The sequence below is a fragment of the Planococcus sp. NCCP-2050 genome (genome assembly GCF_023708025.1).
GTDB lineage: Bacteria > Bacillota > Bacilli > Bacillales_A > Planococcaceae > Planococcus.
Map to the genome: position 1 here is coordinate 1407431 of NZ_BRCX01000001.1, position 23990 is coordinate 1431420.

The following is a 23990-nucleotide window of genomic DNA, read 5'->3' on the forward strand; positions in this document are numbered from 1 at the left end:
TGAGAATGGAAAATAAGTCCGCATTACTTGCCGGAGCCAGTGGTCTGGTGGGACATGAGTTATTGCATTTTCTGCTTGAAAGCTCTAATTATGAATCCGTGAAAATTTTAGTTCGAAAATATATAGACGTTCAGCACCCGAAGCTTGAGCAAGTCCTGGTCGATTTCAATCGGCTTGGAAATTATGAAGAACATTTGAATGTAAACGATGTCTATTGCTGCCTAGGGACTACCATTAAAAAAGCCGGCTCGCAGGAAGCCTTTCGAAAAGTGGACTATGAATATCCTTTGAAATTGGCGGAACTCGCAAAACAGCATAGCGTGAATAATTTCCTTGTCGTTTCCGCACTTGGTGCAAATGCAGCTTCTAAAGTATTTTACAGCCGCACAAAAGGCGAATTGGAAAGGGATTTGAAGAAATTGCAGCTGCCGGCGCTCCATATATTCCAGCCATCGCTGCTGCTTGGCGACCGCAAAGAATTCCGCCTTGGGGAAAAGCTTGCCAGCGTCTTAAGTCCGATTTATAGTCCATTCATGCTGGGCAAACTGAAAAGATACAAGCCAGTCAGAGCCCGGAGAGTAGCTTATGCCATGTATGTTATCGGCCAAACCCATTTGGCCGGCCCTTTCACTTATCCTTCTGACCAGATCCATGAAATCAGAAACCAAAGCCTGGAAAAATAGAAAAGCGGAAGTGCCCGATAAGCGCTGAAGTCTGGACATCAAAAAGCGCAAGTCTAATTTTCATACTTCATTCTCTATCAACGAAAGCCGACGGAAAGCGATGCTTCCCGTCGGCTTTTGCCTTTTCATTGAGTTGCCAAAACAATCGTAGGCTGCAATTCGATTTCTACATTGCCTTTGATCGCCCGGCTGATCATGCAAGACGACTCTGCTTTTTCGGCGAGCTTTTTAGCTAATGATACATCTTTTTCTGAAGCGTCCTGTTTCAATACGACATGGGGACGATGAATGATGCGTTCATACGTGAATACACCATTCGTCACATCTACAATCCCTTCCGCTTCCATCGTCAATGATTCTTTTTCCAGTTTGCTGCGCTCCATCATTGCCGCCAAAGTGATGATGTAACAAGTTGCGGCTGCGCCGAGGAGCATTTCATCCGGATTCGTCCCGATTCCAGGGCCGTCCATCTCGGGCGGAATCGAAATTTTCGTCTTTAGATTGCCTGCTTCAATTTCTCCAGAATCATTCCGCAATCCTGGCCAATTCGCTGTTAAATGAAAACGATGCTTTGCCATTCCCATCTCTCCTTTGCTTAAATCACTCAATCAAAAAAATCATTCAACTCTTCGAGCCGCGGAAGAGCGGTCAAAGCACCCGGTTTTGTCGTACAGATGGCACCGAGTTTATTGCCAAAATGAGCGCATTCCATGACTTCTTCACGTGTTGCAGGCAAGCCGTTCAAATGGATATGACGCAGAATTCCCGCCATAAATGCGTCTCCTGCTCCTGTTGTATCGACCGGCTTCACCGGCACGACCGGGATGTGAAGAATCTCCCCTTCAAAGATGGCATAGGTTCCGTTCTCACCATCAGTTACAAAAACCAAAGGAATCTGAAACTCAGAAAGGCGGTCAACGCCTTCTTCCCAAGTCGCCGTTTCCATCAAGAAAATTGCCTCTTCTTTAGCAAGTTTCAATACATCCACAGACGGCAAAAACCCTTTTACCGTTTCTCGGCATTGCTTTTCGCTTTCCCAGCGAAGCGGCCGGATGTTGACATCGAACGAAAAAAGTGCCCCATGTTTTTTCGCCATATTCATCGCTTGCAATGTGGTAGACAAAGCATCCGGATGAAAAGTTGTACCAGAGCAAATATGAAAGACACTGGCATTTTCAAAAGCTTCTTCCTGCAAGTCGGCTTTCATCACTTGAAGATCCGGCGTGTCATTTTCATACTTGGCGAATATGCGGTCAAACTCAGGCGTCAAATGCACGTAAACCCCACTGACCCGCTTTTCCGGCAATAAAACCGAGTAGGCTAAATTGACGCCTTCTCTTTCCAATTCCTCTCTGACAAAAGCAGAAGTTTCATCATCCCCTGAAATGGTGATAAATGCCGAAGGGATACCGAGTCTGCTGACGCCGGCAGCTACATTGACGGTAGCACCTCCTAAATGCCGGTTGAAAGAATTGTTCTCGATCGTCTTTGCAATATAATCAACAAAAGCATCCCCATAAACAAGGACGTGCTTCGTATTTCCCATGTAGCTGTGCCTCCTGATAATCGCGGCTCAATTCAGCCGCTTTCCATAAAAATATTTTTTCCGATATACTGGATGAAACGCCAGTAGAATAAGTGCATGAATAAACGAATATGCACACTCTCTATTATTTCAAGCATAGCAGCCAGATAGCAAGTAAAAGGAGCGATTTTATGAATTTCCAAATTCGACAAGCGAGACCAGACGACAGTCAAGCCATTGCCCCGCTCATCGTTAATGCCATCGGCGAAATCGCCGATCATATGACAGCGGAAAACCAACCCGAGAAAATTTTACAGAAACTTCAAGCCATGATTGAAGGAGAACATACGCGGCATAGCCATCGATTTACTTATGTAGCGGAAGTGGATCAGTCGATTGCTGGAATTTTAGTCCTCTATCACGGAAAAGACGCGGAAGCATTAGACCGCTATTTAATCGAACAGCTTAAACAAGAAGGACATGCGCGCACCATCGAGCCCGAAGCCCATTTAGACGAATGGTATATCGATACCGTATCCGTTGATCCCGCTTTTCAAGGACAAGGAATCGGCAGCCGGCTATTCGAGTATGCCGAAACGATCGTCGCAAAAAATGGCGGCGGAAAACTTGCCCTCAACGTCGACCTTGAAAAAGAAGGTGCAATCCGCTTGTACCATCGCCTCGGTTTTGCCATTACAGAACCATGGACCATTATCGGTGAACCTTTTCACCACATGGTGAAAACCATCTAAGCAGTAAAATCGAAGATAGCCAAGAGAAAACAAAATTTTTATACTAAATTTGGAAAATAGGTTTTATAACAGGAAATATATGTTATGATATTTTTAACTATTTTGATTGAAAAATCAAAATTCTCTTCTGTTTTTATAGACAAAGAACTGCCAGAAATCTAATGATTTGAAAAAAGGAGGACATAGCTATGGTCATTTTGATGATCGCTCTATTATCCATTGCCGTATGGTATGTTGCCATCCAGGAGTTTTCAAAACCTGAAAAAAAGCAAAGCAGCCGAAAGATAGTGACTTTAACTTCTGCTGGGACTTTACTGACAGTCATTCTCACAGTCTCGCTTTTCCAAGATTTAAAGCTTTTTTAAGTAAGAGATATCCAAAACGAAGAGCCGCCTTTTCACAAGGCGGCTCTTCGTTTTATAATTTATACTTTTCGTATAGGGGTTCGCGGCGGTCTTCAAAGACCGGGATCCGCTTTCTGACCTCTTCCACTTCGTTTAAATCGATTTCTTCATAGCCAATGCCTTCTTGCAATGCCATATCCAAACGGATTTCTCCCCAAGGAGCAATAATCATCGTACTGCCGCCGAATTCATTTTTCGGATCTTTTCCGATGCGATTAACTGCGACGATAAAGCACTGGTTTTCAATCGCTCTTGCCTGCAGCAAAATTCGCCAATGATCGATACGTGCCAACGGCCATTCCGCCGGCACGAAGATAACTTTCGCTCCGTTAAGTGCAAGTGCCCGGATCCATTCCGGAAAACGGATATCGTAGCAGATGACGCCGCCACACTGTGTTTCTTCCAAAGAGAAAATGCCGAGCGCCTCTCCTTCTTCTAAATGGATGTGTTCGTCCATCAATCCGAAGCGATGGGCTTTATCATATTCCGCCACTACTTCCCCTGCTTTATCAGCCACATACATCGTGTTGTAAAATCCCTGTCCTTTTTGAGTTGAAACAGATCCTCCTACAATATTCACTTTGTGTTTTTTTGCAAAATCTGCGAGAAATTTTTCCGTCCGCTTTGTGCCATCAGCCAGCGCCTCGAGTTCTGTCAGCGCATAACCTGTGTTCCACATTTCCGGCAAAACTATCGTATCTGCTCCATTTGCCGCTGCCTCTTCCAGATAGCCCCTGACTTTTTGGAAGTTCGCTTCAGGATCGCCAAAAGCGATATCCATCTGTATACATGCAAGCTTCATATTCTTCTCCTCCAGTAGACAATTTATCTTCAACTCTATAAGATTTGGAGTAGATGTGCAATTATTTAGAAAATAAGGAGGGCCTATCCATGGAATTTTCCAACAGGCTGCAGCAATTGCCGCAGCAATTCTTTTCAAAACTGGCTGCCGAAACCAGCATGGCGATTTCAGAAGGCCGCGACGTCATCAATTTAGGCCAAGGAAATCCAGACCAGCCCACACCTTCCCATATTATTAAGGCGATGCAGGAAGCCGTAGCAGATCCCAAAAACCATAAATACGCTCCCTTCCGCGGAATCCGCGAACTGCGTCAAGCAGCTGCTGATTTCTACAAACGCGAATACGATGTCGACATTGACCCCGATTTGGAAGTAGCCATTCTCGGCGGCACAAAAATCGGCCTGGTGGAATTGCCGCTCGCCTTTTTAAATGCGGATGACTTGATGCTGCTTCCGGATCCAGGCTATCCGGATTATCTTTCGGGTGTGCCTTTAGCTGATGCGCAGTTTGAAACGGTGCCGTTAAAAGCCGAAAACCGGTATTTGCCTAACTTTGAGGAAATTCCTGATTCCGTAATCGAACGAGCGAAGCTCATGTATTTGAATTACCCCAATAACCCGACCGGAGCAGTTGCAGACCGTGCCTTTTTCGATGAAACAGTGGAATTTGCAAAAGCGAACCAGATGGCCGTCGTCCACGATTTTGCCTATGCAGCTATCGGATTCGATGGCGTGAAGCCGCCGAGTTTCTTGCAGTCAGAAGGAGCGAAAGACATTGGGGTGGAAATGTATACCTTATCAAAAACGTATAATATGGCTGGATGGCGCATCGGCTTTGCTGTCGGCAATTCCAAAATCATCGAAGCACTCAACCTGATCCAGGACCATTTCTTTGCCGGACAGTCGCCTGCACTTCAGCTCGCTGCTGCAGAAGCGCTTACCGGCGACCAGCAATGTGTGGCGGAGCTGCTTGAAACTTATGAAAGTCGCCGATCGGTACTTGAGCAAGAATGCGCCCGCATCGGCTGGAAGACGGAAGCGCCAAAAGGCTCTTTCTTTGCCTGGCTTCCTGTCCCGGATGGGTTCACCAGCGTCGAATTCGCAGATCATCTACTGGCGAACGCCGATATTTCGGTAGCGGCAGGAAGCGGCTTCGGTCAAAGCGGCGAAGGCTATGTCCGGGTCGGTTTGCTGGTTCCAGAAGACCGGATTGTCGAAGCCGTCCAACGGATTGAAAAATTAAACCTATTTTAATTAGCAAATACGAAAAGGCCCCGGATGAGTTAATCCGGGGCCTTTTCGTATTTTAGTTATTTTAATAAACCGAAATGTTTAAATGGCGAAATGCGGAGCTTTGCCTCACCGATAACAGCATCTTCCAAAATGAAGCCGATCGTCCGCGAATCTACACTGTTCAAGCGATTATCCCCAAGCACAAAATAACAGCCTGTCGGCACAAGGAACTCCCCGAAATCGCTCGTCAGAAATGGAAATCCATGCAGCTTTGCCCATTCCCGATTTTCTTCCAAATACGGCTCTTCCACCGCTTCTCCATTTAAATACAATTGATCATTGCGCATCTCCACCCGATCACCGGGCAATCCGATCACACGTTTAATCAAGTTTTTATCGTCTGCAGCTTGAAACACGATCAAATCGAAATGATCGATTCCGCTTATTTTAGCCAGGAGGACTTTATCATCTTCTTCAAATGTCGGCATCATGGAATGGCCATGGACCGAAACCGGTTCAAACAAAAACTCACGGAACACCAGGACAATCAGCGCCGTTAAAAAAATGACTTTCATCCATGCGATCAATGTCTCCACTGAATAAGGCACCACTGGAATCCCTCCTTTAAAATTAATGGTAATTTTATCTTACTACAGACTTTTCCGCTATGCACTTCAGCTTTTAGGCTTTTGCTATTGAGGCTTTGTCTTGCTACAATTGTGTAAATATTATAAAAAAGGAGTGGCTGCCATGAAAACTTTATCGACCCAAGATGTCATTTACAGCTTTTCTCAATTAAACGCCCCCGTGCTTCGCGTTCAACCGGGAGAAACGGTAGCGATTGAAACTTATGACTGCTTTAAAAATCAGATTCAATCCGAAGACCAGGAAGTGGCTGCCATTGACTGGAATGCCATCAATCCCGCCACCGGCCCTATCTTCATTGAAGGAGCACAATTCGGCGACTTGCTGAAAGTGACAATCGATGATTTGGAAATTGGGGACCAAGGCGTTATGGTCACGGGTCCCGAACTCGGCGTAATGGGCCATCGACTTGAGAAAATGGAAGCTAAAATCATTCCGATCCGCAATGGACAAGCCGTATTTAACGACCTCGTTCAATTGCCGCTGAATCCGATGATCGGCGTAATCGGCGTTGCACCGGAAGGCAAACCCGTTTCTTGCGGAACGCCTGGTGCGCACGGCGGCAATATGGACACCAAACTGATCACAAAAGGTGCAACTCTCTACTTCCCTGTTTTCACTGATGGCGCCCTTTTTGCACTTGGGGATTTCCATGCCGCAATGGGTGACGGTGAAGTCAGTGTTTCCGGTATTGAAGTGCCTGGACGGGCGACTGTCACTTTCGACTTGATCAAAGGCGTGCATCCCAATTACCCGATTCTTCAAAATGATGATGGCCTTGCACTTCTTGTATCGGCAATGACGCTGGACGAAGCGGTGAAAATCGCCGTCGAAGAAACCATTGACTTGCTTTTGCCTTATACCGATTTGAGCGTCAGTGAAATGACCATGTTAATGAGCGCAGCGGGAGAAACACAAATCAGCCAAGTGGTTGATCCGCTTGTGACTGTCCGTTTCTTTGTGCCGCAGCACATTCTTGATTCATTCCAAATAAAATTATTTGCTTAAAGGAGAATTTTTATGTTTATCGGTGAAAAAATCCGCTTGACCGCCATGCGGGCTGAAGATTTGCCTGAGTACAGGAAATGGAACAGCGAAGCGGGGTTCGGCCGCAATTATAATTCCTCACCAATCCGCGAAATTCCGGAAAAACAAGCAGAGGAATGGCTTCATGAAAATTCCAATCGGGATTTCCGCTTCGCTATCCGGCCGCTTGAAAACGAGAACTTCATGGGCGTATGCGCCATTGAAGACATTGAATGGCCGCATCGTGTCGGCTGGCTGTCAATCGCTCTTGGTTCTGATTATCAAGGCAGCGGCTGCGGCACCGAAGCGATGAAGCTGCTGATGAATTATACTTGGAATGAATTGAATCTGCATCGCCTGCAGCTCACTGTATTTGAATACAATAAACCCGCGATTGCAATCTACGAGAAATTAGGCTTTCAAAAAGAAGGCGTTTTCCGTGAATTTCTACAGCGTGACGGCAAGCGATTCGATATGTATTTATACGGCAAATTGGCGTCAGAACCTTCCGACTTTTGAGCGGAACGCCATTTTGTGTTACACTCAAGAAAAAATGTAGGTGATTAGAATGGTAGGAAGAAATGACCCGTGCCCATGCGGCAGCGGCAAAAAATATAAAAAATGTCACGGAAAACAACAATCCGTTTCAATTAATGATTTGGTGAACGAAGAATTATTCAAAGTACGCCAACAGTTCTTTTCGGAAAATCCGAATCAGGAACAATTACCGGCTTTCCGTCAGCTTCAGCAGGAATGGCAGCCCCGGTTAATGGAATCGATGGCAGAAAACGATGCTCAGGCTTTTGTAATCGAGAACTTCTTGTTCATGCAGAAACCCGAACTTTGGGAAGATTTCTTGATGAAGCAAATTGAGCTTGCACAGCGTCCGACGACGAAAGAAGTTCTTCAAAACTGGAAAGACGTCCGCGTATTCCTTGGACAATACATTCAAGGCAATGAAGAATCTGCCCAATTTAAAGATTCGTTCACAGGAGAGCTTTATCAAATGACTGATCAGCCTCCAACGGATATGGAAGATGGACAAGGCTTGCTTGCTATCTTGCTTCCAGATGCGCGCATTGGCGAAAATGGCGCTTTATTCCTTAACGGCTATTTGACAGTCGTTGGCGAATTTGCTCCTTTCTTTGAACAATTGAAAGCGGCGATGGACACTGCCAATGCTAGCGACGGCAGCCAGTACATTACAGATAATTACCTGACTGTAGTGGAACATATCGTTAAATATTCAACTGGAACAGTTGAAGAAAGCATTGAACTTTCACCGGAACATGAATCGGTTATGGCCGGACTTCGCAGCCATATCGCTCAAGCGGAATTCGATAAAGAAACTGTCGATAACGTGACGAGCATCTTGAACAGCTACTTGGTTAGCCAGCAGCCGACGGTCCAAAAACCGGAAGCCTTGGTTGCCGGTTACTGGAGATTCCTTCAGGATCATGAATTGATCGATGGACCGATGCTTGCTCCTAAGGACCTTAGCGAGAAATTCGGTGTTTCTTCAAGCACTATCCTAAAACGTTCAAAAGAATTCGGTGCTTATTTCGAAGAATTATTAGCAAAAAAATAAACAGTAAAAAAGCAGCCTCGGCTGCTTTTTTCATTCTCCAGGCTTTCTCCGAAACTGGATCAATATATAAATAAGTATGCCAATAACCGTTAAAAACAAATACAGCCTCAAAAAACGAATACCCAACCAAGAACTCTCAGTGAACTGAAATAGGAAATTCAACGTTGTAGCCATCGAACCTAAAATTCCCAACGCAAAAATGGTTAAACCCAAGGCTTTTAGGATTTTCAATACGATTTGCATTTTCCGTCCTCCTTTGCATTTCTCTCTACATACCCTTCAACGGATTGAAGAATTCACCCTTGTTGATAACTTTAGGGAAATCGAACAAAAACGGATAAAATCTTGATATTTCGGCAAAAAAAAGGATCTTATACACATTTCTGAAAAGTTATACAGTTTTTATGTGGAATAACTCTGTTTTTTTCACTTATGCACATGTGGATAAGTTTTCATGGGAGAGAAGAAATCTTCTCACATACATGAAAAAAGTGCTCCGAGAACACTCGGGGCACTTTTTTTCATTGGGTTTTTGGAGTTTTAGCGCGCATTTTCCGGTATTCTCTTCGGGCAGGAGCCGTTTCGAAGAAAAGCTTCTCGCCTTCAGATTCCGGGATGACAGCCGGTACAGGAGTAGGCTTTCCATCATCGCCCATGGCTACTAAAGTCAGGAACGATTCGGTCGTCAGTTTTTCCTCGCCAGTCTGCAAATTCTGTGATTTAACACGGACATATACTTCCATAGAAGTCCGTCCAGTAGAAGTCACATTGGCTTCCAATTCCAACACGTCTCCAACATGGGCAGAAGATAAAAAGTCCACAGAGTCAATTGAAGCTGTAACGACCACTTGGCGGCTCGAATGCTTCATCGCTGCGATTCCCGCAATTTCATCAATATAGGCTAATACTTTTCCTCCAAAGATCGAATCCATATGATTCGTATCCGGCGGCAATACCAGCTTCGTTTGGATCGTTCTTGATTCTTTCATTGGTTTTGCTTCCATTTTCTACATTCCTTTCGTTGATTCTATCGGTAAACCTGATTGAATTCCCTTCTCAATGCTAGCGCGCTGAATGCAAAACAGCAAGTTTCACGATTATGCTATAGTGAAAATGAGGGGGAATAAAAAATGAGTGAATTGCTGAATATTTTAAACACACCTGAATTCCAATCGAAAGACACATTAAAAAAACAATTACATAGGCTAGGATTTGGAGCTGGCGACAACGTCATGGTCCATTCCTCGCTTAAATCCATGGGATGGATTGCTGGAGGCGCACAGGCTGTTGTAGAAGCGTTAGTAGAGACCATTACAGCTGACGGCACATTAGTGATGCCTTCGCAGTCTACGGACAACTCAGATCCCGTCTATTGGATGAATCCCCCAGTCCCTGAGAACTGGCATCAGCCAATTCGGGAAAATTTGCCGGCATTCGATCCTTTTTTAAGTGAAATGCGCGGCATGGGCAAAATTGCGGAATGCTTCCACCGCCATCCGGGCACGATTCGCAGCCCCCACCCTTCGCATTCCTTTATCGCCTGGGGCAACATGGCTTCTGAGTGGATGCGAGAACAGCCGCTGGAAGAATCTTTTGGCGTTGGATCGCCGCTTGAAAAAATGCTGAAAGAACCCGTTAAGATTCTCTTGATCGGCACAGGCTTTGATTCTTGCACCGCTTTGCATTATGCAGAATTCATGCAAGAGAATCGCACCACTTCGCCTCAAGGTGCTGCCTTATTAGAAAATGGAAAGCGCGTCTGGTGCAGCTATGACTGCGTAGACATGGACTCTGACCGCTTTCCGGAGCTCGTAAAAGATTACCCTGGCCGAATTCAGGAAGGCACACTTGGCCAAGCGGCGGTGAAAATTGCCGATATGCAGCCGCTCATCGAATTTGGCATCAAGTGGCTCCGGGAACATCCCGCTCCTCCTGAAACGCCGCAAACGTAAAGCCGGTCCATTTGTGGACCGGCTTTACGCTTGAACCGAAATGATTTCATCCAATATGCTTTCAAGTTTGTCGTTATTGGCATTAAAGGAGTCCACAAACGCATTGATAATTTCAGCAGTGCCGGGAATCTTCTCCCAATCCAGCTGATACCCAGCGTTTAATGCAAGCTGCCGGGCAAACTCGCGGGTTGTTCGTCCATTGCCTTCTCGGAATGGATGAAGAGCATTCAGCTCTGCTAAATAATAAGCCAGCCGGGAAATGAATTCCTCACGCGGCAGATTGTACAAATAATCTTCTTCTTTTAAAGCTTGAAAAATCTTCTTCAGTTCAGGCTCAATAAATTGAGGATGCGCAAAAGAAGAAGAACCTTTGGAGATCATCTCTCTTCGCAATTCTCCAGCAAACGGATAAACATCCTGCAGAATATAGCGATGAATTCCCAAAAAAGCATCCATATTCGCCGGCTTTTTCGGCGGATTGATCTTTAGCTCGGAAAGCCGGAAAAGCGTATACACTTTTTCCAGCTCTTTCAGCTTTTCCTCATCTGTTATATCGAATAGATTAATCAATACGTCCGAATCCGGGTAGCAATACATGGAGGTGTGCTGATACTTAGACATCGAATTTCATCTTGATGGCCCGATGGAATTGAGCTTCCGTCTGTTCACCCGTCAAGACCGACCGCACAAAATTCTTGTCGTCATGTGTCACTTCAAATCCCTCCGTAACCAAGGAATGCGACGCATAGGAAATTGCTTGATTGGCTTGTTCATGGGAGACCCGGTTTACTAATTTCGTCAAGATCATGACCACCTTTCATTCTTTAATTATACCATTTTCTAAGGCTTAAATCCATTGTGGCCACTGGATTTGAAAGGAAAAAACCGGTTTTTTCCGACGATTAGCTAGCCTCAAAATTGCGTTGGCTAAGTTGGTCATAAATCATAAAAGTTGAGCATATTCTCATGAAATTTTGCATAAAATAGATAAGCCCCTTTTAGATTTTGCGATTCGCTAAAAATGGCATAAAAAAAGTAGCCAGCAAATGCTGGCCACTTTTTCACGCCTGTTCTTGCAATTCTTTCGTTTCTTCAGAAGTGAAAGCCCTCGATCTTGTCAAAAATCGCTTGCCTTCCACTCCTTCGAGAGAAAACATGCCGCCGCGCCCGTCGACAACGTCAATGATCAGCTGAGTATGGCTCCAGTAGTCGAATTGGTTCTTGTGCATATAGAACTTGGTGCCCCCAATCTCGCCGAGCAGTACGTCCTGGTCGCCAAGAAACAGATCCCCTTCCGGATAGCACATAGGCGAGCTTCCATCACAGCAGCCTCCTGACTGATGGAACATCACTGGCCCGTGCTTCTGTTTCAGCAGTTCAATCAATTCAAGCGCTGCAGCTGTTGCTGTTACGCGTTCGACCATGCTAATCCCTTCTTTCATCAGCCATTCCAGTCAGATCAAAAGAATCCTTGCTTGTTGTCGCTGTAGCTGACAAGCATGTTTTTCGTCTGCTGGTAATGGTCTAGCATCATTTTATGGTTCTCGCGGCCAACGCCGGACATTTTATATCCGCCAAAAGCAGCGTGGGCTGGATATTGATGGTAGCAGTTTGTCCAGACGCGCCCCGCCTGAATGCCGCGGCCGAAACGGTAAGCCGTATTTGTATCGCGCGTCCAAATGCCTGCGCCTAATCCATATAAAGTATCATTGGCAATTTCCAACGCTTCTTCTTTTGTCTTAAACGTTGTTACAGATACGACTGGCCCAAAAATCTCTTCTTGGAAAATGCGCATTTTGTTGTCGCCTTTGAAAACCGTCGGCTTAATGTAGAAGCCTTCTGACAGTTCACCTTCCATAACATTGCGATCGCCGCCAATCAGCACTTCCGCACCTTCCTGTTTTCCGATGTCCAAATACGACATGATTTTCTCCATCTGTTCCTGAGACGCTTGAGCGCCCATCATCGTTTCCGGATCTAACGGATTGCCAAGTTTGATGGCTGCGACACGTTTCAATGCACGCTCCATAAATTCTTCATAAATGTCTTCTTGAATCAATACTCGGGACGGACATGTACATACTTCGCCTTGGTTCAGCGCAAACATGACAAATCCTTCAACCGCTTTATCAAGGAATGCATCATCTTCATCCATGATGTCTTTGAAGAAAATATTCGGTGATTTACCGCCAAGCTCCAACGTAACCGGAATCAGGTTCTGCGAAGCGTATTGCATGATCATACGGCCTGTTGTCGTTTCACCCGTAAAGGCGATTTTGCTGATGCGCGGGCTTGATGCCAGCGGTTTCCCTGCTTCAAGGCCGAATCCGTTGACGATGTTCAAGACACCCGGCGGCAAAAGATCGCCGACAAGCTCTGCCCATACTAAAATACTCGCAGGCGTTTGTTCAGCCGGTTTCAAGACGACGCAGTTTCCGGCTGCAAGCGCAGGAGCCAATTTCCAAGTAGCCATCAATAACGGGAAGTTCCAAGGAATGATCTGCCCTACGACCCCAAGCGGTTCATGGAAATGATAAGCTACAGTATCTTCATCAATTTGGCTGATCGAGCCTTCCTGCGCACGGATGACGCCCGCAAAATAGCGGAAGTGGTCAATTGCTAACGGAATATCAGCGTTCAACGTTTCCCGCACCGCTTTCCCGTTGTCCCACGTTTCAGCTACAGCTAGCATCTCTAAATTTTCTTCCATCCGGTCTGCAATCTTCAACAAGATATTGGAACGTTCTGTTGTAGACGTTTTCCCCCAGGCTGTTTTTGCAGCATGGGCAGCGTCAAGAGCTGCTTCAATATCTTCTGCCGTTGAACGGGCGATTTCAGTAAATTTCTTGCCGTTGACTGGAGAGACGTTGTCAAAATACTGGCCTTTTGCCGGCGCACGCCATTCTCCATTTATATAATTTTCATATCTCTCTTTGAATGAACTTTTTGCACCATCACTGTTCGGTCTTGCGTATGCCATTACCATTCATACTCCACCCCTTTGATTGGTTTGCTCTTTTCGATGTATCCGCTTTCATTTTTTTTAATTTAGATAACGGGAAAACGAAAAGGCTTCAACTCTATATTGTCAAATTAATCGGAAAATTGCAATCATTATTTACTTCTTTTATTGAACCCAGCGCCGTTTTGTTTAAATGACAGAGAGGGTATAATGAAAACAGAAAGAAATTACAGAAGTAAAGGGAGTTTCCTATGCGAATTAATAAATTTTTGAGTGAAACGGGCATCATCTCCCGCCGCGGCGCCGATAAATTCATCGAAGCCGGGCGCGTTACGATAAACGATAAGAAAGCGGAACTTGGCAGCAAAGTGGTAGACGGTGATGTCGTTCGGGTAGACGGCAAGATCATCGAGCAGCCTGAACAGCAATACGTCTATATCGCATTGAATAAGCCGGTCGGAATCACTAGTACAACCGAACGCCACATTAAAGGAAATATCGTCGATTTCGTCAATCATCCGCTGCGTATTTTCCATGTCGGCAGACTCGATAAAGATTCCGAAGGTTTGATTTTGCTGACGAACGATGGAGATATCGTCAATGAAATCTTGCGCGCTGAAAATGAACATGAAAAAGAATATATCGTTAAAGTTGATATGCCGGTAACAGATTCTTTCCTAAAAAAAATGGCTGAAGGTGTAGAGATTCTAGATACGGTTACATTGCCGGCAAAAGCGGAGAAACTGTCAAAATTCACTTTCCGCCTGACGATCCGCCAAGGATTAAACCGGCAAATCCGGCGCATGTGCCAAGCTTTGGGCTATGAAGTCCGGAATCTGCAGCGTGTGCGGATCATGAATATTCACCTTGGAGATCTTCCGGTCGGTGAATGGCGGGACCTATCCGACAGCGAACGAAACGAACTCTTCACCGAATTGGATTACAAACCTAAACGATAGGAGATTTGCGGATGCTCACATTAATGAATACCCCGAATCACACAGGCGTTAAAATCAGCGGTGATTATTTTGACTTGGATGAATTAAACCAGGCCATTTATCATATTATTGGCGATGAAAACAAATACTATGATTATGCCGGCTCCCGTATGCGCATCCTTGGAATCGCCTATGAAATTCGGCATGCAGCCCAAGGTGACCGGAATGTGGAATCCGTATTCAACGGTCTCCATGACCATACGAAAAAACAGCATGGTTTTATCGCTCCGGATAAGAACATTTACTTCTCCACCGAAATCCTTTGGCCTGAACTATTATATGCAGCTCTTGCCTTAAAAGAATTTTCTGCCTTGCACCGTAAGCAAGCAAAGCTTACTGATTGGGATGTATATTTGCCGGTTATTCAACATTTCCAGGCACTTATCCTTGACTGCCTCCACGGCCAAGTGCCGGAAGAAGAATATCAGGCAATCTTGAAAACGTTCCAGGAAGCGCCTCCTTTAGAAGATTACGCCATTCAATACGTCGATTTTTTAAATCTGAAATACATTGAAATGCCTAAAGTCCAAAAAGAGAAGACGCTGCCGTTAATTGCGTTGAAACTTGCTGCCCAGGACAAAGATTATCTGGCTTTTCGCAACCAGGTACTGGCGGCTTCCAATCCTGAAAAACGCCCAATCCACGAAATTCGGCTTCAAGCAGAATATCCGGAAGATATCGTTTGGTGAGCAAAAAAAGGGTTGTCCAATAAAGCGTAGGGTTGTACTATTGCTCCTGGCTCTGGCTCTGCATCGCTTCGCTAGCTTCCAGACATGGAAAAGAGTTGCATCGCTTCGCCGTAAAAGAGTTGTCCCAAATTACTTTTGGGACAACTCTTTTCTTATGGCTTGATTTGCATTACGATCAAGTCGCTTGCTTCTTCTGCTTTTAAACTATGTTTTTCTTTCGGCTTCATATGGAGCATATTTTCTGGGGTCAGCTGGACAGTCTTCCTATCTACTTTGAATGTTACCTTTCCTTTTTTTACGATGATGATGACGTCTGCATCCACGTCATGCTCTAAAATTATCTCTTCTTTTTCCAACTGGATATTCACGATCGTCGTGTTTTCGAAAGAAGTTAATTTTTGGATATGCTTTTGCTTTTCTCCAAGCATGTGGGGTGTTTCAATCACTTCCATTTTTTCTCTTCCTTTCTTCCATCCTTCTTTCTTTATCCATACCCTATCCAGAACAAATCAATACAGGCGTTTCACCGTTTAAGGTCGCCATCACAACGGGTATATCTCCTATAAGACAATTTTTCTACTATACAGGAGTGATTCGCATGAAAAAAATGATAATTCCTTTCGCTTTTCTTTTATTGCTTGGCGCTTGCGGAAACGAAGATCCCGAACCGGCGGACGGTGCCCAAACAGAAGTGGCCGCCCCGGAAGGTGAGTTAGATCCTACAGCACCTGAAGCAGTTGATGAAGCAGAACCGATTGAATTTTCAGCGCTGATGGACGGGAGCACTGAGGAAGGAGACCCGGTATCTCTTTCAGGAACCGCCGAAGAACTAACCGATGACGGCGCCTTCCCCGCTTTTATCATGAGCAACGGAGAGGAAGAGATTTTCGTACGGAACATCGCTGAGACAACGGTTGAAGCGGGTGATTCAGTCACCATCCAAGGCATCTTTGAAGGCGATGCGGAAGAAGGCATGCCGCTTGTCTCTGCATCGATTATCGAAGTTGCCGAATAAAAAAAAGATGAATTCCGATTGTTGCGGAATTCATCTTTTTTATGTTTTTTACTCAACCAATTGGATAAACTGACGCGTCCGTTCATTTTTGGGATTTTCAAAGAATGTCTTTGGATCTGCATCTTCAATGATGACGCCTTTATCCAACATGATGACTCGGTCTGCCACTTCTTTTGCAAACTTCATCTCATGGGTGACGACGACCATCGTCATGCCTTCCTCAGCGAGCTGCTTCATAACTTGCAGCACTTCACCCACAAGTTCAGGATCCAATGCCGAAGTTGGCTCATCAAACAACAGCACTTTCGGTTCCATAGCCAAAGCACGGGCGATAGCGACCCGCTGCTTCTGTCCACCGGAAAGTTTGCTTGGATAGACTTCCGCTTTATCCGCAAGCCCTACTTTTTCAAGCAGTCCGCGTCCCAGCTGCTTTGCTTTTTCTTTATCCATTTTTTTGACGATGATTGGTGCTTCAATCACATTTTCCAATACGGTTTTATGAGGAAAAAGGTTGAAATGCTGGAATACCATGCCGACTTCCGCACGGATATTCGCAAGTTTATCTTTTTTCGGGTTAATGGTGTGGCCATCGATCGTAATTTTCCCGCTATTCATCTCTTCCAGGAAGTTGAAGCAGCGCAGAAGCGTACTTTTCCCTGATCCACTGACACCGACAAGAACGACTACTTCCTGCGGCTTCACTTGCAGATCGATGCCTTTCAACACTTCCAGGTCTCCGAAGGATTTATGGATGTTTTCTCCGATAATCATGATTTGTCCCACCTTTATGCTTTGTCTACATCCAGTCTGTTTTCATACCATCTGACAATGTATGTGAAAATCATGACCAATACTAAATAATAGAAACCGACAACGATGAAGGTCTCGAACTGTTTAAAAGAACTTGCCGCGGAACGATTGGCTACTGAGAACAGTTCAGCTACGCCGATCATCCACACAAGGGACGAATCTTTCAATGTGATGATGAACTGGTTGCCAAGCGGCGGAATTGAACGCCGAAGCGCTTGCGGAAAAACAATTCTCCGCATCGCCTGGTTGTTCGTCATTCCAAGAGCCCGGCTGGCTTCTGTTTGTCCCGAATCGATTCCTTGGATAGCGCCGCGGAAAATCTCGGCAATATAGGCCCCGTTATGGACACCAAGTGCAATGGCCCCTGCCCAGAAATTATCCAAGATGATCAGCTGCGTAATCCCGAAATACAGGAACATGATCTGCACCAGCAATGGAGTTCCCCTGATAATGGTGATGTATAGATTTGCGATACCTTGAAGGATTTTGGAATTCGATATTTTCATCAGTGCAAAGAACAGTCCCAGCACTGTGCCGAGTACAACTGAAATGGCTGTGAGTTCAAGCGTGATGACTACGGCTTCTAAAAATCCTGGATAGGTGGTCATAAAAATATCGAATATCGTACGAAGTGTCTCCATGGCGATTCCCCTCTCTCAGTTTAGCGCAGAACTTCAATTCCTTCTGTCTCTACTTCGAGAAGGTTAGTGCCGAACCATTTTTCGGAAATCTCTGCATATGTTCCATTCTCGACGATTGCATCCAAAGCTCTGTTGACTTCATCCAATAATTCTTTATCTTCTTTGCGTACAGCGATTGCCGCTTCTTCAATCCATAGGTTTTCACCGATGTCCTTGATTTCAAGGCCGGCGTTCTGTGCTTCAAATCCGACAACATCCGCCGTGATGACAGCATCTACTCGACCAGGCACTAAATCCTGCAAAGCCACAACATCACTATTGTAGTACTGGATATCATCTGTATATTCTTTTGCAGCAGGCTCGTATGTTGTTTGGGCAACGATGCCGATTTTCTTGCCTTCTAAATCAGCTGCTTCTGTGATATCGGTGTTATCTTCAGCAACCCAGATTTTACCGCCGGACAAGTAGTACGGATCTGAGAATGCGACAGTTTCAGAACGTTCATCTGTAATCGCCATCGAACCGATAATCGCATCGAATTTATTGCCGATCAATCCTTGGATGATCGTTTCAAAAGGGTTCGTTACCGGATTATGCTCAAGCCCCATCTCTTCTGCCAGCGCAGCTCCGATTTCAATGTCAAAGCCCGTTAATTGGCCGCCTTCTTCATAGTTGAATGGTTTATAAAGTCCACTTGCAGCTGTCGTGAATTTACCTTCTTCCAATAGATTCAATCCGCTGTCTCCGCTGCCTTCAGAACTTGATGAATTTGAAGAATCTGAAGAATCATCGGATCCTCCGCATGCTGCCATAAGCATTCCAGCTGATAAAATAACCCCTAAAAATGATAATTTCTTTTTCAAAGTAATCTCCCCTTTTTTATAAGTGTCCAAATCGGCTTAGCCGTTTGGGAATTGCCGGTCATGAGCATGTTCTAATAAAAAATGTCATTGTCCCGATATACAGCTTCCACTTTTGTCAAATTGTCCCGGACTTTAGCATGGTCCTTCACGTAAACAAAACGCATAATCGACGTCAACAAAGCATGGACGGCTGTATAGGAATCGATGTTCAAATTGGAAGTGACTGTCACAATTAGGGAAGTATCGGCATATTGCATCGCTGGAGATTCCGTGGAATCCGTTAGAATGATGATTTCAGCCTCTTTGCCTTTGGCAGTGCGCAGCAATCCATCCAGCTGCTTTGTGTACCGCGGAAAGGCAAAAGCAATGACTAAGTCGCCTTTCACTACTTTCGCTAGCTTGCTGTAACTCTGACTATTGTCCGGCATCAGCATTTCCGCTTTCCCAAGCGACATATTGAGCCATTCGGTAAACCAATGGATCAATCCGAAATCAAAGAAATTTCCTGTTACACAAATATTCTTCGCCTGGCTGATTCGATCGACTACGTAGAGCAGTTTGTCCTCATCCATCGATTTCTTCAGTTTGACGATGCTTGAAATATCCGCATCCAACAGGTTTTCCAGAAAAGATTGATCAGCCAATGGTTCCGGCTGCTCTTCTTCCACTTTCTCAATGCGCTCCTGTGCCAATTTCCGCTGAACAATCTGCTGAAATTCTGCATAGCCTTTGTATCCCAATTTTTGTGTCCATCGAATCACTGTCGATTCACTGACATTTACTCTCCTTCCTACTTCGAGAGCGGATGAAAATGCAAGAAAAATTGGTTCTTGAAAAAACAAATCTCCTACCTTTTTTTGCCCGGAACTAAAATCTTTATAAGAATCCGAAACCATTCGCAGTAAATCCTGCATATTCTACGCCCCCAAAACAAGAACTTACTCAATACCACAAATTAAGCATACTATTATGCAGGATATCCTGCAACCATTCTCTGAAAATTCTTCTTAATGAAATAATCATAAATAATTAGAAAATATGACAAACTTTTGTTTCATGTTTGCTCATATCTGCGATAGAAGTGTATTCCTTACGTATTACGGACCAAATCCGGTTATGTAAATCGAGCTACAAAATCTTTTAAAAAATAAAAGGGGAATAGAGAAAAATGCAGGATTTCGGAGACTTAGAAAAATCATTCCCTAGTCTTTCAATTTCTAAACGCTATTTCAAATTCCTGTAAATGATTTTATAAATTGAGGAAAAAGAGAAAGTCAAAGTGGGAGAAGTATTTCTATAAAAGAAGGGTATGGAGAAAATAGAGTGTGATTGACGCTATTTTTCTGAGAATGTCTTATACTCGTTGTATAACTATTGTATCGGAGTGATGAGTTTGGCTTTGGAAGATTGGATCTTTCGATTGTTTTTATTTTGGTACAGCATCGGCATCATCTTATTAGGATTTGATATCTTGCCTGCCTGGCTCGAGTGGGCCAATGCTTTCTTCTTAATTCTTTCAGGCACCTTAGGTTTTCTTTATTTCCTGAAAAGATTTGGGTCCATTACGGGGAGTGTTTTAGGTGCTGTCATATTCATTTTCACTTTTGTAGTCGAAGGAATGGGAGCTGGCGTCGGTTTTCTGTTCGGTTCCTATGATTACACGGAGAAATTTGCACCGAATGTTTTCGGCGTCCCGATTGCCATCGGTTTCGCCTGGCTGATGGTTATGGCGACCACCCATGTACTGGCACGCTGGATTTACCCTTCAGGCGGCGTATTTTATGCAATTATCGGCGGAATCGGCGCTGTTATTATGGACTTGATCATTGACCCTGTCGCTTATCTCATTAAAGGCTACTGGATTTGGGAAGACACCGGCTTTTACTATGATATTCCTTGGACCAATTTCTTTGGCTGGTTTGTCGTAGCGTTCCTCTTACATATGCTGATCGATTGGCTGATGAAGCGGAAATCATTGGCAGTCTATTCTGAAGTACCGGAAAAGCGCATGGCTTTGCTTTATGTATTGATGATTGCCATGTTCGTGATGCTTGCCTTATTAGGAAAACTTTGGCTCGCAGCAGGGTTGACTACTGTATTAACCGTGATTTTCTCAGTAACGGCTTGGAGAAGGAGGATTTCATGATTAAAGCGAAAAAGAAAAAATCATTTGAGCTTGCCTTCGATTCTTATTTGAAGCCTTTGCTCCGCTCTTCTTTTTCCAATCTTTTTGGACGGGGCATCGAAGCTCCGTCCAAAAAGCCCGTTATCTTCATCGCCAATCACAGTTCCTGGTGGGACGGATTGATTTTCTTTTATCTGAATAAACAACTTTGGAAGCATGATATCCATATGATGATGCACGAAAGCGGACTGACGCGCTATCCTTATTTCCGTTTTCTCGGCGCTTTTTCAATCAACCGGAAAAAGCCGAAAGACATTATGGCATCACTTGAATATACGGAACAATTATTAAAGGATGGGAAATCGGTGGTCTTATTCCCGCAAGGCGATGAATTTCACCAAGAAAGCCGTCCGCTGGCTTTTCATAACGGCGTCATCTATCTGCTGGAGCGCTGCCCAGATATTCCGATCATCCCTATCAGCCTTTACTATTCGTTCCGGCATGAGCGGAAACCGGAAGTGTGGATCGACCAAAAGAAGGATTTTTACTACCGAGACATCCCGGGCGAGAAAAGAAAAGAGAAAACCGCTTTTTTGGAAACTTTCTGCACAGAGCATCTGGATGAATTAAAAGAATTTGTTGTGGCTGAACAGACGGAGGCCTTTCAAGAACTCCGAAAAAGGAGGAAATCGTGATGCTCAGCATCTATATTATGCTTCTCTCCTGTTTTTTGCTTTGGACCATCTTCAACAGTTTTTTCCTTCCAGCCTTACCGGTTTCATTTTCCAACAAGGAAACACCCGCCATTTCGGTTTTGGTCCCGATGCGCAACGAAGAACGGAATGTAGAGACAATCATTTCTTCGATGAAAGCGCTGAGCTATCCCCATCTGGAAATGATTGTGCTGAACGACCAGTCCACTGACCGGACGCAGGAATTATTGGAGCAGGAAATCGCTGGTGATACCCGCTTTAAAATCATCCAAGGAAAAGAATTGCCGGATGGCTGGGTAGGAAAAGTGCATGCCTGCCATCAGCTGCAGCAAGCGGCGCACGGCGACTATTTATTGTTTGCCGATGCCGACATCCGCTTCCTTCCTTCCAGCGTCGGACAAACCCTTTCCCTTATGAAACAAAAAAACGCAGCTTTGCTTTCCGGCTTTCCTGCATTCGATGTGCCGCCGCTGCTCAGTAAATTAATGGTGCCGATGCTTCATTTTGTGGTGTTTTTCCACTTGCCGATTGCATTAGCCAATTATACGAAAATGCCGGCAGCCACTGCCGCAAACGGAATGTGGATGATGTTCGAAAGGAAAACTTACGACGAGATCGGCGGCCACGCTGCTGTGCGCGGCTCACTTGTAGAAGACGTACATATCGCCAGAAAAATCAAAGCGTCCGGCCATAAAATGCTGTTGGCGAATATCACCAAATCGGTCTGGTGCCGAATGTACGAAAAGAACAGCGAAGTGTGGGAAGGCTTTCTTAAAAATAGCTATACCGGAATCGGCAGATCACCGCTGATCGCTTGCGGTTTGACTCTTTTCTATACGCTGTTTTACATTGCTCCTCTATTTTTAGCTGTTTTCGGTTTGTTTAAAGGCGAATTCCTTTTCGTTCTTCCTTATTTGCTGACAGTGCTGCAGCAAGGCTACGTCCTTATCAAAACACAGCAGCGCGTTCTTCTCGCATTCCCCATGCCTTTTCAAGCCGCAGCAATGATTGCGGTATTGCTCACAGCCATGTGGAAATCTTGGCGAAAGAAGACCTATTCATGGAAAGGCAGGCAATATTCATGAAAGATGTAATCATCATCGGTGCCGGGCTCGGCGGCTTGTCTGCCGCAGTCACGCTTGCCCATGCCGGATTCAAGGTTCAATTGATCGAAAAAAATAGCCATTACGGGGGAAAACTCATGCCCGTAAAATTAGGCAGCCATCATTTCGATTTCGGCCCTAATACCATCACTATGCCTCAAGTCTTTCAAAACATCATCGAACAAACCGGCGAGTCGGCTGATAATCACTTCGAACTGCTGCCAGTGAAAATGCACACACGAAATCATTTTCCGGATGGCACACAAATCGATTTCAGCTCAGATGCCAGCGAAATGGTTCGCCAGCTGCAGCCTTTTGCCGAAAGAGATGCCAGCAACTATCCTGATTTCATCAAAGAAGTCAGCCGTCTATATGATATGTCCGAACGTTATTTCTTCCCTTCCATCTTCCAATCCTGGACCGATTACCTTTCGCCTTCTTTAGGGAAGTCCCTATTAAAAGTGCGGCCATTGGAAAATATGCATCATTTCTTTTCACGCTATTTTACAAATCCGCAGTTTGTCCAAGCGCTTGATCGGTACGCAACTTATATCGGTTCGTCTCCTTTTAAAGCGCCGGCCACATTTTCCATGATTGCTTATCTTGAATTGGTGCAGGGAGTTTTTTATGCAAAAGGAGGAAACGTGTCAATTGCCAATGGTTTTGCAGCAGTTGCCGAGAAGCAAGGCGCAGTTTTACGAAAAAATACAGAGGTTTCAAAAATCCTGATAAAAGATAAAAAAGCAGTGGGCGTCGAATTGGCAGATGGTTCACAACTGGAAGCGGATCTTGTGATTTTAAATGGAGATCTCCTATCGGCTTTCCCCCAGCTGGTCAGCGAAGAACATCGACCATCCTTTACGGATGCTAAAATCAGCCGATTCGAACCTTCTATCTCTGCTTTTGTCATCACAGCTGCGCTGAATAAACATTTAGACGGCTTAAAGCATCACAATGTTTTTTTCTCAAGCGATTACGAAAAAGAATTCCATGAATTGTTTGCGCTAAAAGACTACAGCGAAGAGCCGACCATCTATATCAGCAACTCTTCCTATACTGACCCGTCGGTGTCGCCTGATGGCGATAATCTATTCATCCTGGTCAACGCGCCGGCACTTGATGAAAATGGAAAACTTCAAATTGAGCCGGAGCAGTATAAAGAAAAAATCTACGATTACTTGGACCAATACGGAATTGATATCAGGAGCTCGCTGATCGAGGACAAGGTTTTTACCTCTTCCTTTATCCAGGAAAAATTCGGGGCGTACCAAGGCGCTTTGTATGGCCCGTCTTCGCACCGGAAAAAAGACGCTTTCCTGCGACCTTCAAATGCCAGCAGTGACATCAAAGACCTCTATTTCATCGGCGGCAGCACACATCCTGGCGGCGGGTCCCCGATGGTGACGATGAGCGGCCAGAATTTAGCCAAGCGCATCATCAAAAAATACCGGTAAAAAAAAGA

30 protein-coding genes are annotated in these 23990 nt (G+C 44.9%); 15 read left to right on the top strand and 15 right to left on the bottom strand.

Features of this window, described 5'->3' with window-relative positions; genetic code table 11:
• Window positions 1-5: 5 nt before the first annotated feature.
• Window positions 6-683: an oxidoreductase gene (locus NFU07_RS06910; protein WP_251476138.1), complete on the top strand. Its 678-nt coding sequence runs from the start codon at window positions 6-8 to the stop codon at window positions 681-683.
• Window positions 684-808: 125 nt separating this feature from the next.
• Here NFU07_RS06910 and NFU07_RS06915 read toward each other — a convergent pair whose 3' ends face one another.
• Both NFU07_RS06915 and NFU07_RS06920 read right to left on the bottom strand, forming a co-directional pair.
• Window positions 809-1261 carry an OsmC family protein gene (locus tag NFU07_RS06915; protein ID WP_235197317.1) on the bottom strand — a complete coding sequence of 151 codons (453 nt, stop codon included), beginning with the start codon at window positions 1259-1261 and terminating at the stop codon, window positions 809-811.
• 26 nt (window positions 1262-1287) lie between these two features.
• Window positions 1288-2229, bottom strand: coding sequence for a carbohydrate kinase family protein (locus tag NFU07_RS06920; RefSeq protein ID WP_251476141.1), 942 nt, complete (start codon window positions 2227-2229; stop codon window positions 1288-1290).
• A 170-nt stretch (window positions 2230-2399) separates the two neighbouring features.
• Between NFU07_RS06920 and NFU07_RS06925 the strand changes: the two genes are divergently transcribed.
• Both NFU07_RS06925 and NFU07_RS06930 read left to right on the top strand, forming a co-directional pair.
• A complete protein-coding gene (locus NFU07_RS06925; RefSeq protein WP_251476143.1) occupies window positions 2400-2960 on the top strand; it encodes a GNAT family N-acetyltransferase in 561 nt (186 codons plus the stop codon).
• Between the two features lie 188 nt (window positions 2961-3148).
• The gene (locus NFU07_RS06930; RefSeq protein WP_251476145.1) at window positions 3149-3325 is read left to right on the top strand and encodes a hypothetical protein; all 177 of its coding nucleotides are present in this window, start codon (window positions 3149-3151) and stop codon (window positions 3323-3325) included.
• Window positions 3326-3377: 52 nt separating this feature from the next.
• Here NFU07_RS06930 and NFU07_RS06935 read toward each other — a convergent pair whose 3' ends face one another.
• A complete protein-coding gene (locus NFU07_RS06935) occupies window positions 3378-4166 on the bottom strand; it encodes a carbon-nitrogen family hydrolase (protein WP_251476146.1) in 789 nt (262 codons plus the stop codon).
• An 89-nt stretch (window positions 4167-4255) separates the two neighbouring features.
• Between NFU07_RS06935 and NFU07_RS06940 the strand changes: the two genes are divergently transcribed.
• Complete coding sequence (locus tag NFU07_RS06940; protein WP_251476148.1) at window positions 4256-5419, top strand: pyridoxal phosphate-dependent aminotransferase; 1164 nt, start codon at window positions 4256-4258, stop codon at window positions 5417-5419.
• A 56-nt stretch (window positions 5420-5475) separates the two neighbouring features.
• Here the strand turns inward: NFU07_RS06940 and lepB are convergent, their stop codons facing one another.
• On the bottom strand, window positions 5476-6009 hold the full coding sequence (gene lepB / locus NFU07_RS06945; RefSeq protein WP_251476150.1) for a signal peptidase I: 534 nt from the start codon (window positions 6007-6009) through the stop codon (window positions 5476-5478).
• A gap of 139 nt (window positions 6010-6148) precedes the next feature.
• Here lepB and NFU07_RS06950 point away from each other — a divergent pair, with 139 nt between their 5' ends.
• Genes NFU07_RS06950 through NFU07_RS06960 form a run of 3 tightly spaced genes read left to right on the top strand, consistent with a single transcriptional unit; the run spans window position 6149 to window position 8657 of the window.
• The gene (locus NFU07_RS06950) at window positions 6149-7051 is read left to right on the top strand and encodes an acetamidase/formamidase family protein (protein ID WP_251476152.1); all 903 of its coding nucleotides are present in this window, start codon (window positions 6149-6151) and stop codon (window positions 7049-7051) included.
• A gap of 12 nt (window positions 7052-7063) precedes the next feature.
• Entirely contained in the window at window positions 7064-7588 is a 525-nt protein-coding gene (locus NFU07_RS06955) for a GNAT family N-acetyltransferase (protein WP_251476154.1), read from the top strand.
• Window positions 7589-7637: 49 nt separating this feature from the next.
• Window positions 7638-8657, top strand: a complete 1020-nt coding sequence (locus NFU07_RS06960) for an SEC-C metal-binding domain-containing protein (protein ID WP_251476162.1) — start codon at window positions 7638-7640, stop codon at window positions 8655-8657.
• A gap of 30 nt (window positions 8658-8687) precedes the next feature.
• On the opposite strand, the gene NFU07_RS06965 is transcribed toward NFU07_RS06960, so the two are convergent.
• Window positions 8688-8900, bottom strand: coding sequence for a hypothetical protein (locus NFU07_RS06965; protein ID WP_251476163.1), 213 nt, complete (start codon window positions 8898-8900; stop codon window positions 8688-8690).
• Window positions 8901-9178: 278 nt separating this feature from the next.
• Window positions 9179-9661, bottom strand: coding sequence for an acyl-CoA thioesterase (locus tag NFU07_RS06970; protein WP_235197325.1), 483 nt, complete (start codon window positions 9659-9661; stop codon window positions 9179-9181).
• Between the two features lie 126 nt (window positions 9662-9787).
• Between NFU07_RS06970 and NFU07_RS06975 the strand changes: the two genes are divergently transcribed.
• Complete coding sequence (locus NFU07_RS06975; protein ID WP_251476165.1) at window positions 9788-10609, top strand: AAC(3) family N-acetyltransferase; 822 nt, start codon at window positions 9788-9790, stop codon at window positions 10607-10609.
• Between the two features lie 24 nt (window positions 10610-10633).
• On the opposite strand, the gene NFU07_RS06980 is transcribed toward NFU07_RS06975, so the two are convergent.
• The 4 genes from NFU07_RS06980 to adh all read right to left on the bottom strand — a co-directional run bounded on the left by NFU07_RS06980 (window position 10634) and on the right by adh (window position 13589).
• On the bottom strand, window positions 10634-11230 hold the full coding sequence (locus tag NFU07_RS06980; protein ID WP_251476167.1) for a Fic/DOC family protein: 597 nt from the start codon (window positions 11228-11230) through the stop codon (window positions 10634-10636).
• Window positions 11223-11417, bottom strand: coding sequence for a hypothetical protein (locus tag NFU07_RS06985; RefSeq protein WP_235197328.1), 195 nt, complete (start codon window positions 11415-11417; stop codon window positions 11223-11225). Before NFU07_RS06985 ends, NFU07_RS06980 begins: the two co-directional genes overlap by 8 nt.
• A gap of 253 nt (window positions 11418-11670) precedes the next feature.
• A complete protein-coding gene (locus tag NFU07_RS06990; RefSeq protein ID WP_251476169.1) occupies window positions 11671-12033 on the bottom strand; it encodes a DUF779 domain-containing protein in 363 nt (120 codons plus the stop codon).
• Window positions 12034-12068: 35 nt separating this feature from the next.
• Window positions 12069-13589 (bottom strand): aldehyde dehydrogenase, encoded by a 1521-nt coding sequence (adh, locus tag NFU07_RS06995; protein WP_251477141.1) that lies wholly within the window; start codon window positions 13587-13589, stop codon window positions 12069-12071.
• Between the two features lie 233 nt (window positions 13590-13822).
• On the opposite strand from adh, the gene rluF reads away from it, so the two are divergent.
• A complete protein-coding gene (gene rluF / locus NFU07_RS07000; protein ID WP_251476171.1) occupies window positions 13823-14530 on the top strand; it encodes a 23S rRNA pseudouridine(2604) synthase RluF in 708 nt (235 codons plus the stop codon).
• 11 nt (window positions 14531-14541) lie between these two features.
• Window positions 14542-15258, top strand: a complete 717-nt coding sequence (locus tag NFU07_RS07005) for a DUF6904 family protein (RefSeq protein WP_251476173.1) — start codon at window positions 14542-14544, stop codon at window positions 15256-15258.
• 152 nt (window positions 15259-15410) lie between these two features.
• On the opposite strand, the gene NFU07_RS07010 is transcribed toward NFU07_RS07005, so the two are convergent.
• Entirely contained in the window at window positions 15411-15710 is a 300-nt protein-coding gene (locus NFU07_RS07010; protein ID WP_251476175.1) for an AraC family ligand binding domain-containing protein, read from the bottom strand.
• A gap of 146 nt (window positions 15711-15856) precedes the next feature.
• Between NFU07_RS07010 and NFU07_RS07015 the strand changes: the two genes are divergently transcribed.
• The gene (locus tag NFU07_RS07015) at window positions 15857-16273 is read left to right on the top strand and encodes a hypothetical protein (protein WP_251476178.1); all 417 of its coding nucleotides are present in this window, start codon (window positions 15857-15859) and stop codon (window positions 16271-16273) included.
• A gap of 48 nt (window positions 16274-16321) precedes the next feature.
• Here NFU07_RS07015 and NFU07_RS07020 read toward each other — a convergent pair whose 3' ends face one another.
• The 4 genes from NFU07_RS07020 to NFU07_RS07035 form a co-directional block, all read right to left on the bottom strand.
• Window positions 16322-17044, bottom strand: coding sequence for an amino acid ABC transporter ATP-binding protein (locus NFU07_RS07020; protein WP_251476180.1), 723 nt, complete (start codon window positions 17042-17044; stop codon window positions 16322-16324).
• 14 nt (window positions 17045-17058) lie between these two features.
• Window positions 17059-17724 (bottom strand): amino acid ABC transporter permease, encoded by a 666-nt coding sequence (locus tag NFU07_RS07025; RefSeq protein WP_235197335.1) that lies wholly within the window; start codon window positions 17722-17724, stop codon window positions 17059-17061.
• Between the two features lie 20 nt (window positions 17725-17744).
• The gene (locus tag NFU07_RS07030) at window positions 17745-18587 is read right to left on the bottom strand and encodes a transporter substrate-binding domain-containing protein (RefSeq protein ID WP_251476181.1); all 843 of its coding nucleotides are present in this window, start codon (window positions 18585-18587) and stop codon (window positions 17745-17747) included.
• 71 nt (window positions 18588-18658) lie between these two features.
• Window positions 18659-19501: a MurR/RpiR family transcriptional regulator gene (locus tag NFU07_RS07035; protein ID WP_251476183.1), complete on the bottom strand. Its 843-nt coding sequence runs from the start codon at window positions 19499-19501 to the stop codon at window positions 18659-18661.
• Window positions 19502-19974: 473 nt separating this feature from the next.
• Between NFU07_RS07035 and NFU07_RS07040 the strand changes: the two genes are divergently transcribed.
• The 4 genes from NFU07_RS07040 to NFU07_RS07055 are packed head-to-tail and all read left to right on the top strand — an operon-like array spanning window position 19975 to window position 23982.
• Complete coding sequence (locus NFU07_RS07040; RefSeq protein WP_251477144.1) at window positions 19975-20733, top strand: carotenoid biosynthesis protein; 759 nt, start codon at window positions 19975-19977, stop codon at window positions 20731-20733.
• Window positions 20730-21407, top strand: a complete 678-nt coding sequence (locus NFU07_RS07045) for a lysophospholipid acyltransferase family protein (RefSeq protein ID WP_251476185.1) — start codon at window positions 20730-20732, stop codon at window positions 21405-21407. Before NFU07_RS07040 ends, NFU07_RS07045 begins: the two co-directional genes overlap by 4 nt.
• Window positions 21407-22510 (top strand): glycosyltransferase family 2 protein, encoded by a 1104-nt coding sequence (locus tag NFU07_RS07050; protein WP_251476187.1) that lies wholly within the window; start codon window positions 21407-21409, stop codon window positions 22508-22510. The genes NFU07_RS07045 and NFU07_RS07050 overlap by 1 nt, the downstream gene beginning before the upstream one ends.
• Window positions 22507-23982: a phytoene desaturase family protein gene (locus NFU07_RS07055; protein ID WP_251476189.1), complete on the top strand. Its 1476-nt coding sequence runs from the start codon at window positions 22507-22509 to the stop codon at window positions 23980-23982. Before NFU07_RS07050 ends, NFU07_RS07055 begins: the two co-directional genes overlap by 4 nt.
• Window positions 23983-23990 lie beyond the last annotated feature (8 nt).

What these genes read in the sequence shown, in the direction of transcription:
- NFU07_RS06910 (WP_251476138.1), top strand. Translation starts at nt 6, where the DNA reads ATGGAAAATAAGTCCGCATTACTTGCCGGAGCCAGTGGTCTGGTGGGA.
- NFU07_RS06915 (WP_235197317.1), bottom strand. Translation starts at nt 1,261, where the DNA reads ATGGCAAAGCATCGTTTTCATTTAACAGCGAATTGGCCAGGATTGCGG.
- NFU07_RS06920 (WP_251476141.1), bottom strand. Translation starts at nt 2,229, where the DNA reads ATGGGAAATACGAAGCACGTCCTTGTTTATGGGGATGCTTTTGTTGAT.
- NFU07_RS06925 (WP_251476143.1), top strand. Translation starts at nt 2,400, where the DNA reads ATGAATTTCCAAATTCGACAAGCGAGACCAGACGACAGTCAAGCCATT.
- NFU07_RS06930 (WP_251476145.1), top strand. Translation starts at nt 3,149, where the DNA reads ATGGTCATTTTGATGATCGCTCTATTATCCATTGCCGTATGGTATGTT.
- NFU07_RS06935 (WP_251476146.1), bottom strand. Translation starts at nt 4,166, where the DNA reads ATGAAGCTTGCATGTATACAGATGGATATCGCTTTTGGCGATCCTGAA.
- NFU07_RS06940 (WP_251476148.1), top strand. Translation starts at nt 4,256, where the DNA reads ATGGAATTTTCCAACAGGCTGCAGCAATTGCCGCAGCAATTCTTTTCA.
- NFU07_RS06950 (WP_251476152.1), top strand. Translation starts at nt 6,149, where the DNA reads ATGAAAACTTTATCGACCCAAGATGTCATTTACAGCTTTTCTCAATTA.
- NFU07_RS06955 (WP_251476154.1), top strand. Translation starts at nt 7,064, where the DNA reads ATGTTTATCGGTGAAAAAATCCGCTTGACCGCCATGCGGGCTGAAGAT.
- NFU07_RS06960 (WP_251476162.1), top strand. Translation starts at nt 7,638, where the DNA reads ATGGTAGGAAGAAATGACCCGTGCCCATGCGGCAGCGGCAAAAAATAT.
- NFU07_RS06965 (WP_251476163.1), bottom strand. Translation starts at nt 8,900, where the DNA reads ATGCAAATCGTATTGAAAATCCTAAAAGCCTTGGGTTTAACCATTTTT.
- NFU07_RS06970 (WP_235197325.1), bottom strand. Translation starts at nt 9,661, where the DNA reads ATGGAAGCAAAACCAATGAAAGAATCAAGAACGATCCAAACGAAGCTG.
- NFU07_RS06975 (WP_251476165.1), top strand. Translation starts at nt 9,788, where the DNA reads ATGAGTGAATTGCTGAATATTTTAAACACACCTGAATTCCAATCGAAA.
- NFU07_RS06980 (WP_251476167.1), bottom strand. Translation starts at nt 11,230, where the DNA reads ATGTCTAAGTATCAGCACACCTCCATGTATTGCTACCCGGATTCGGAC.
- NFU07_RS06985 (WP_235197328.1), bottom strand. Translation starts at nt 11,417, where the DNA reads ATGATCTTGACGAAATTAGTAAACCGGGTCTCCCATGAACAAGCCAAT.
- NFU07_RS06990 (WP_251476169.1), bottom strand. Translation starts at nt 12,033, where the DNA reads ATGGTCGAACGCGTAACAGCAACAGCTGCAGCGCTTGAATTGATTGAA.
- adh (WP_251477141.1), bottom strand. Translation starts at nt 13,589, where the DNA reads ATGGCATACGCAAGACCGAACAGTGATGGTGCAAAAAGTTCATTCAAA.
- rluF (WP_251476171.1), top strand. Translation starts at nt 13,823, where the DNA reads ATGCGAATTAATAAATTTTTGAGTGAAACGGGCATCATCTCCCGCCGC.
- NFU07_RS07005 (WP_251476173.1), top strand. Translation starts at nt 14,542, where the DNA reads ATGCTCACATTAATGAATACCCCGAATCACACAGGCGTTAAAATCAGC.
- NFU07_RS07010 (WP_251476175.1), bottom strand. Translation starts at nt 15,710, where the DNA reads ATGGAAGTGATTGAAACACCCCACATGCTTGGAGAAAAGCAAAAGCAT.
- NFU07_RS07015 (WP_251476178.1), top strand. Translation starts at nt 15,857, where the DNA reads ATGAAAAAAATGATAATTCCTTTCGCTTTTCTTTTATTGCTTGGCGCT.
- NFU07_RS07020 (WP_251476180.1), bottom strand. Translation starts at nt 17,044, where the DNA reads ATGATTATCGGAGAAAACATCCATAAATCCTTCGGAGACCTGGAAGTG.
- NFU07_RS07025 (WP_235197335.1), bottom strand. Translation starts at nt 17,724, where the DNA reads ATGGAGACACTTCGTACGATATTCGATATTTTTATGACCACCTATCCA.
- NFU07_RS07035 (WP_251476183.1), bottom strand. Translation starts at nt 19,501, where the DNA reads ATGCAGGATTTACTGCGAATGGTTTCGGATTCTTATAAAGATTTTAGT.
- NFU07_RS07040 (WP_251477144.1), top strand. Translation starts at nt 19,975, where the DNA reads ATGAGTTTGGCTTTGGAAGATTGGATCTTTCGATTGTTTTTATTTTGG.
- NFU07_RS07045 (WP_251476185.1), top strand. Translation starts at nt 20,730, where the DNA reads ATGATTAAAGCGAAAAAGAAAAAATCATTTGAGCTTGCCTTCGATTCT.
- NFU07_RS07050 (WP_251476187.1), top strand. Translation starts at nt 21,407, where the DNA reads ATGCTCAGCATCTATATTATGCTTCTCTCCTGTTTTTTGCTTTGGACC.
- NFU07_RS07055 (WP_251476189.1), top strand. Translation starts at nt 22,507, where the DNA reads ATGAAAGATGTAATCATCATCGGTGCCGGGCTCGGCGGCTTGTCTGCC.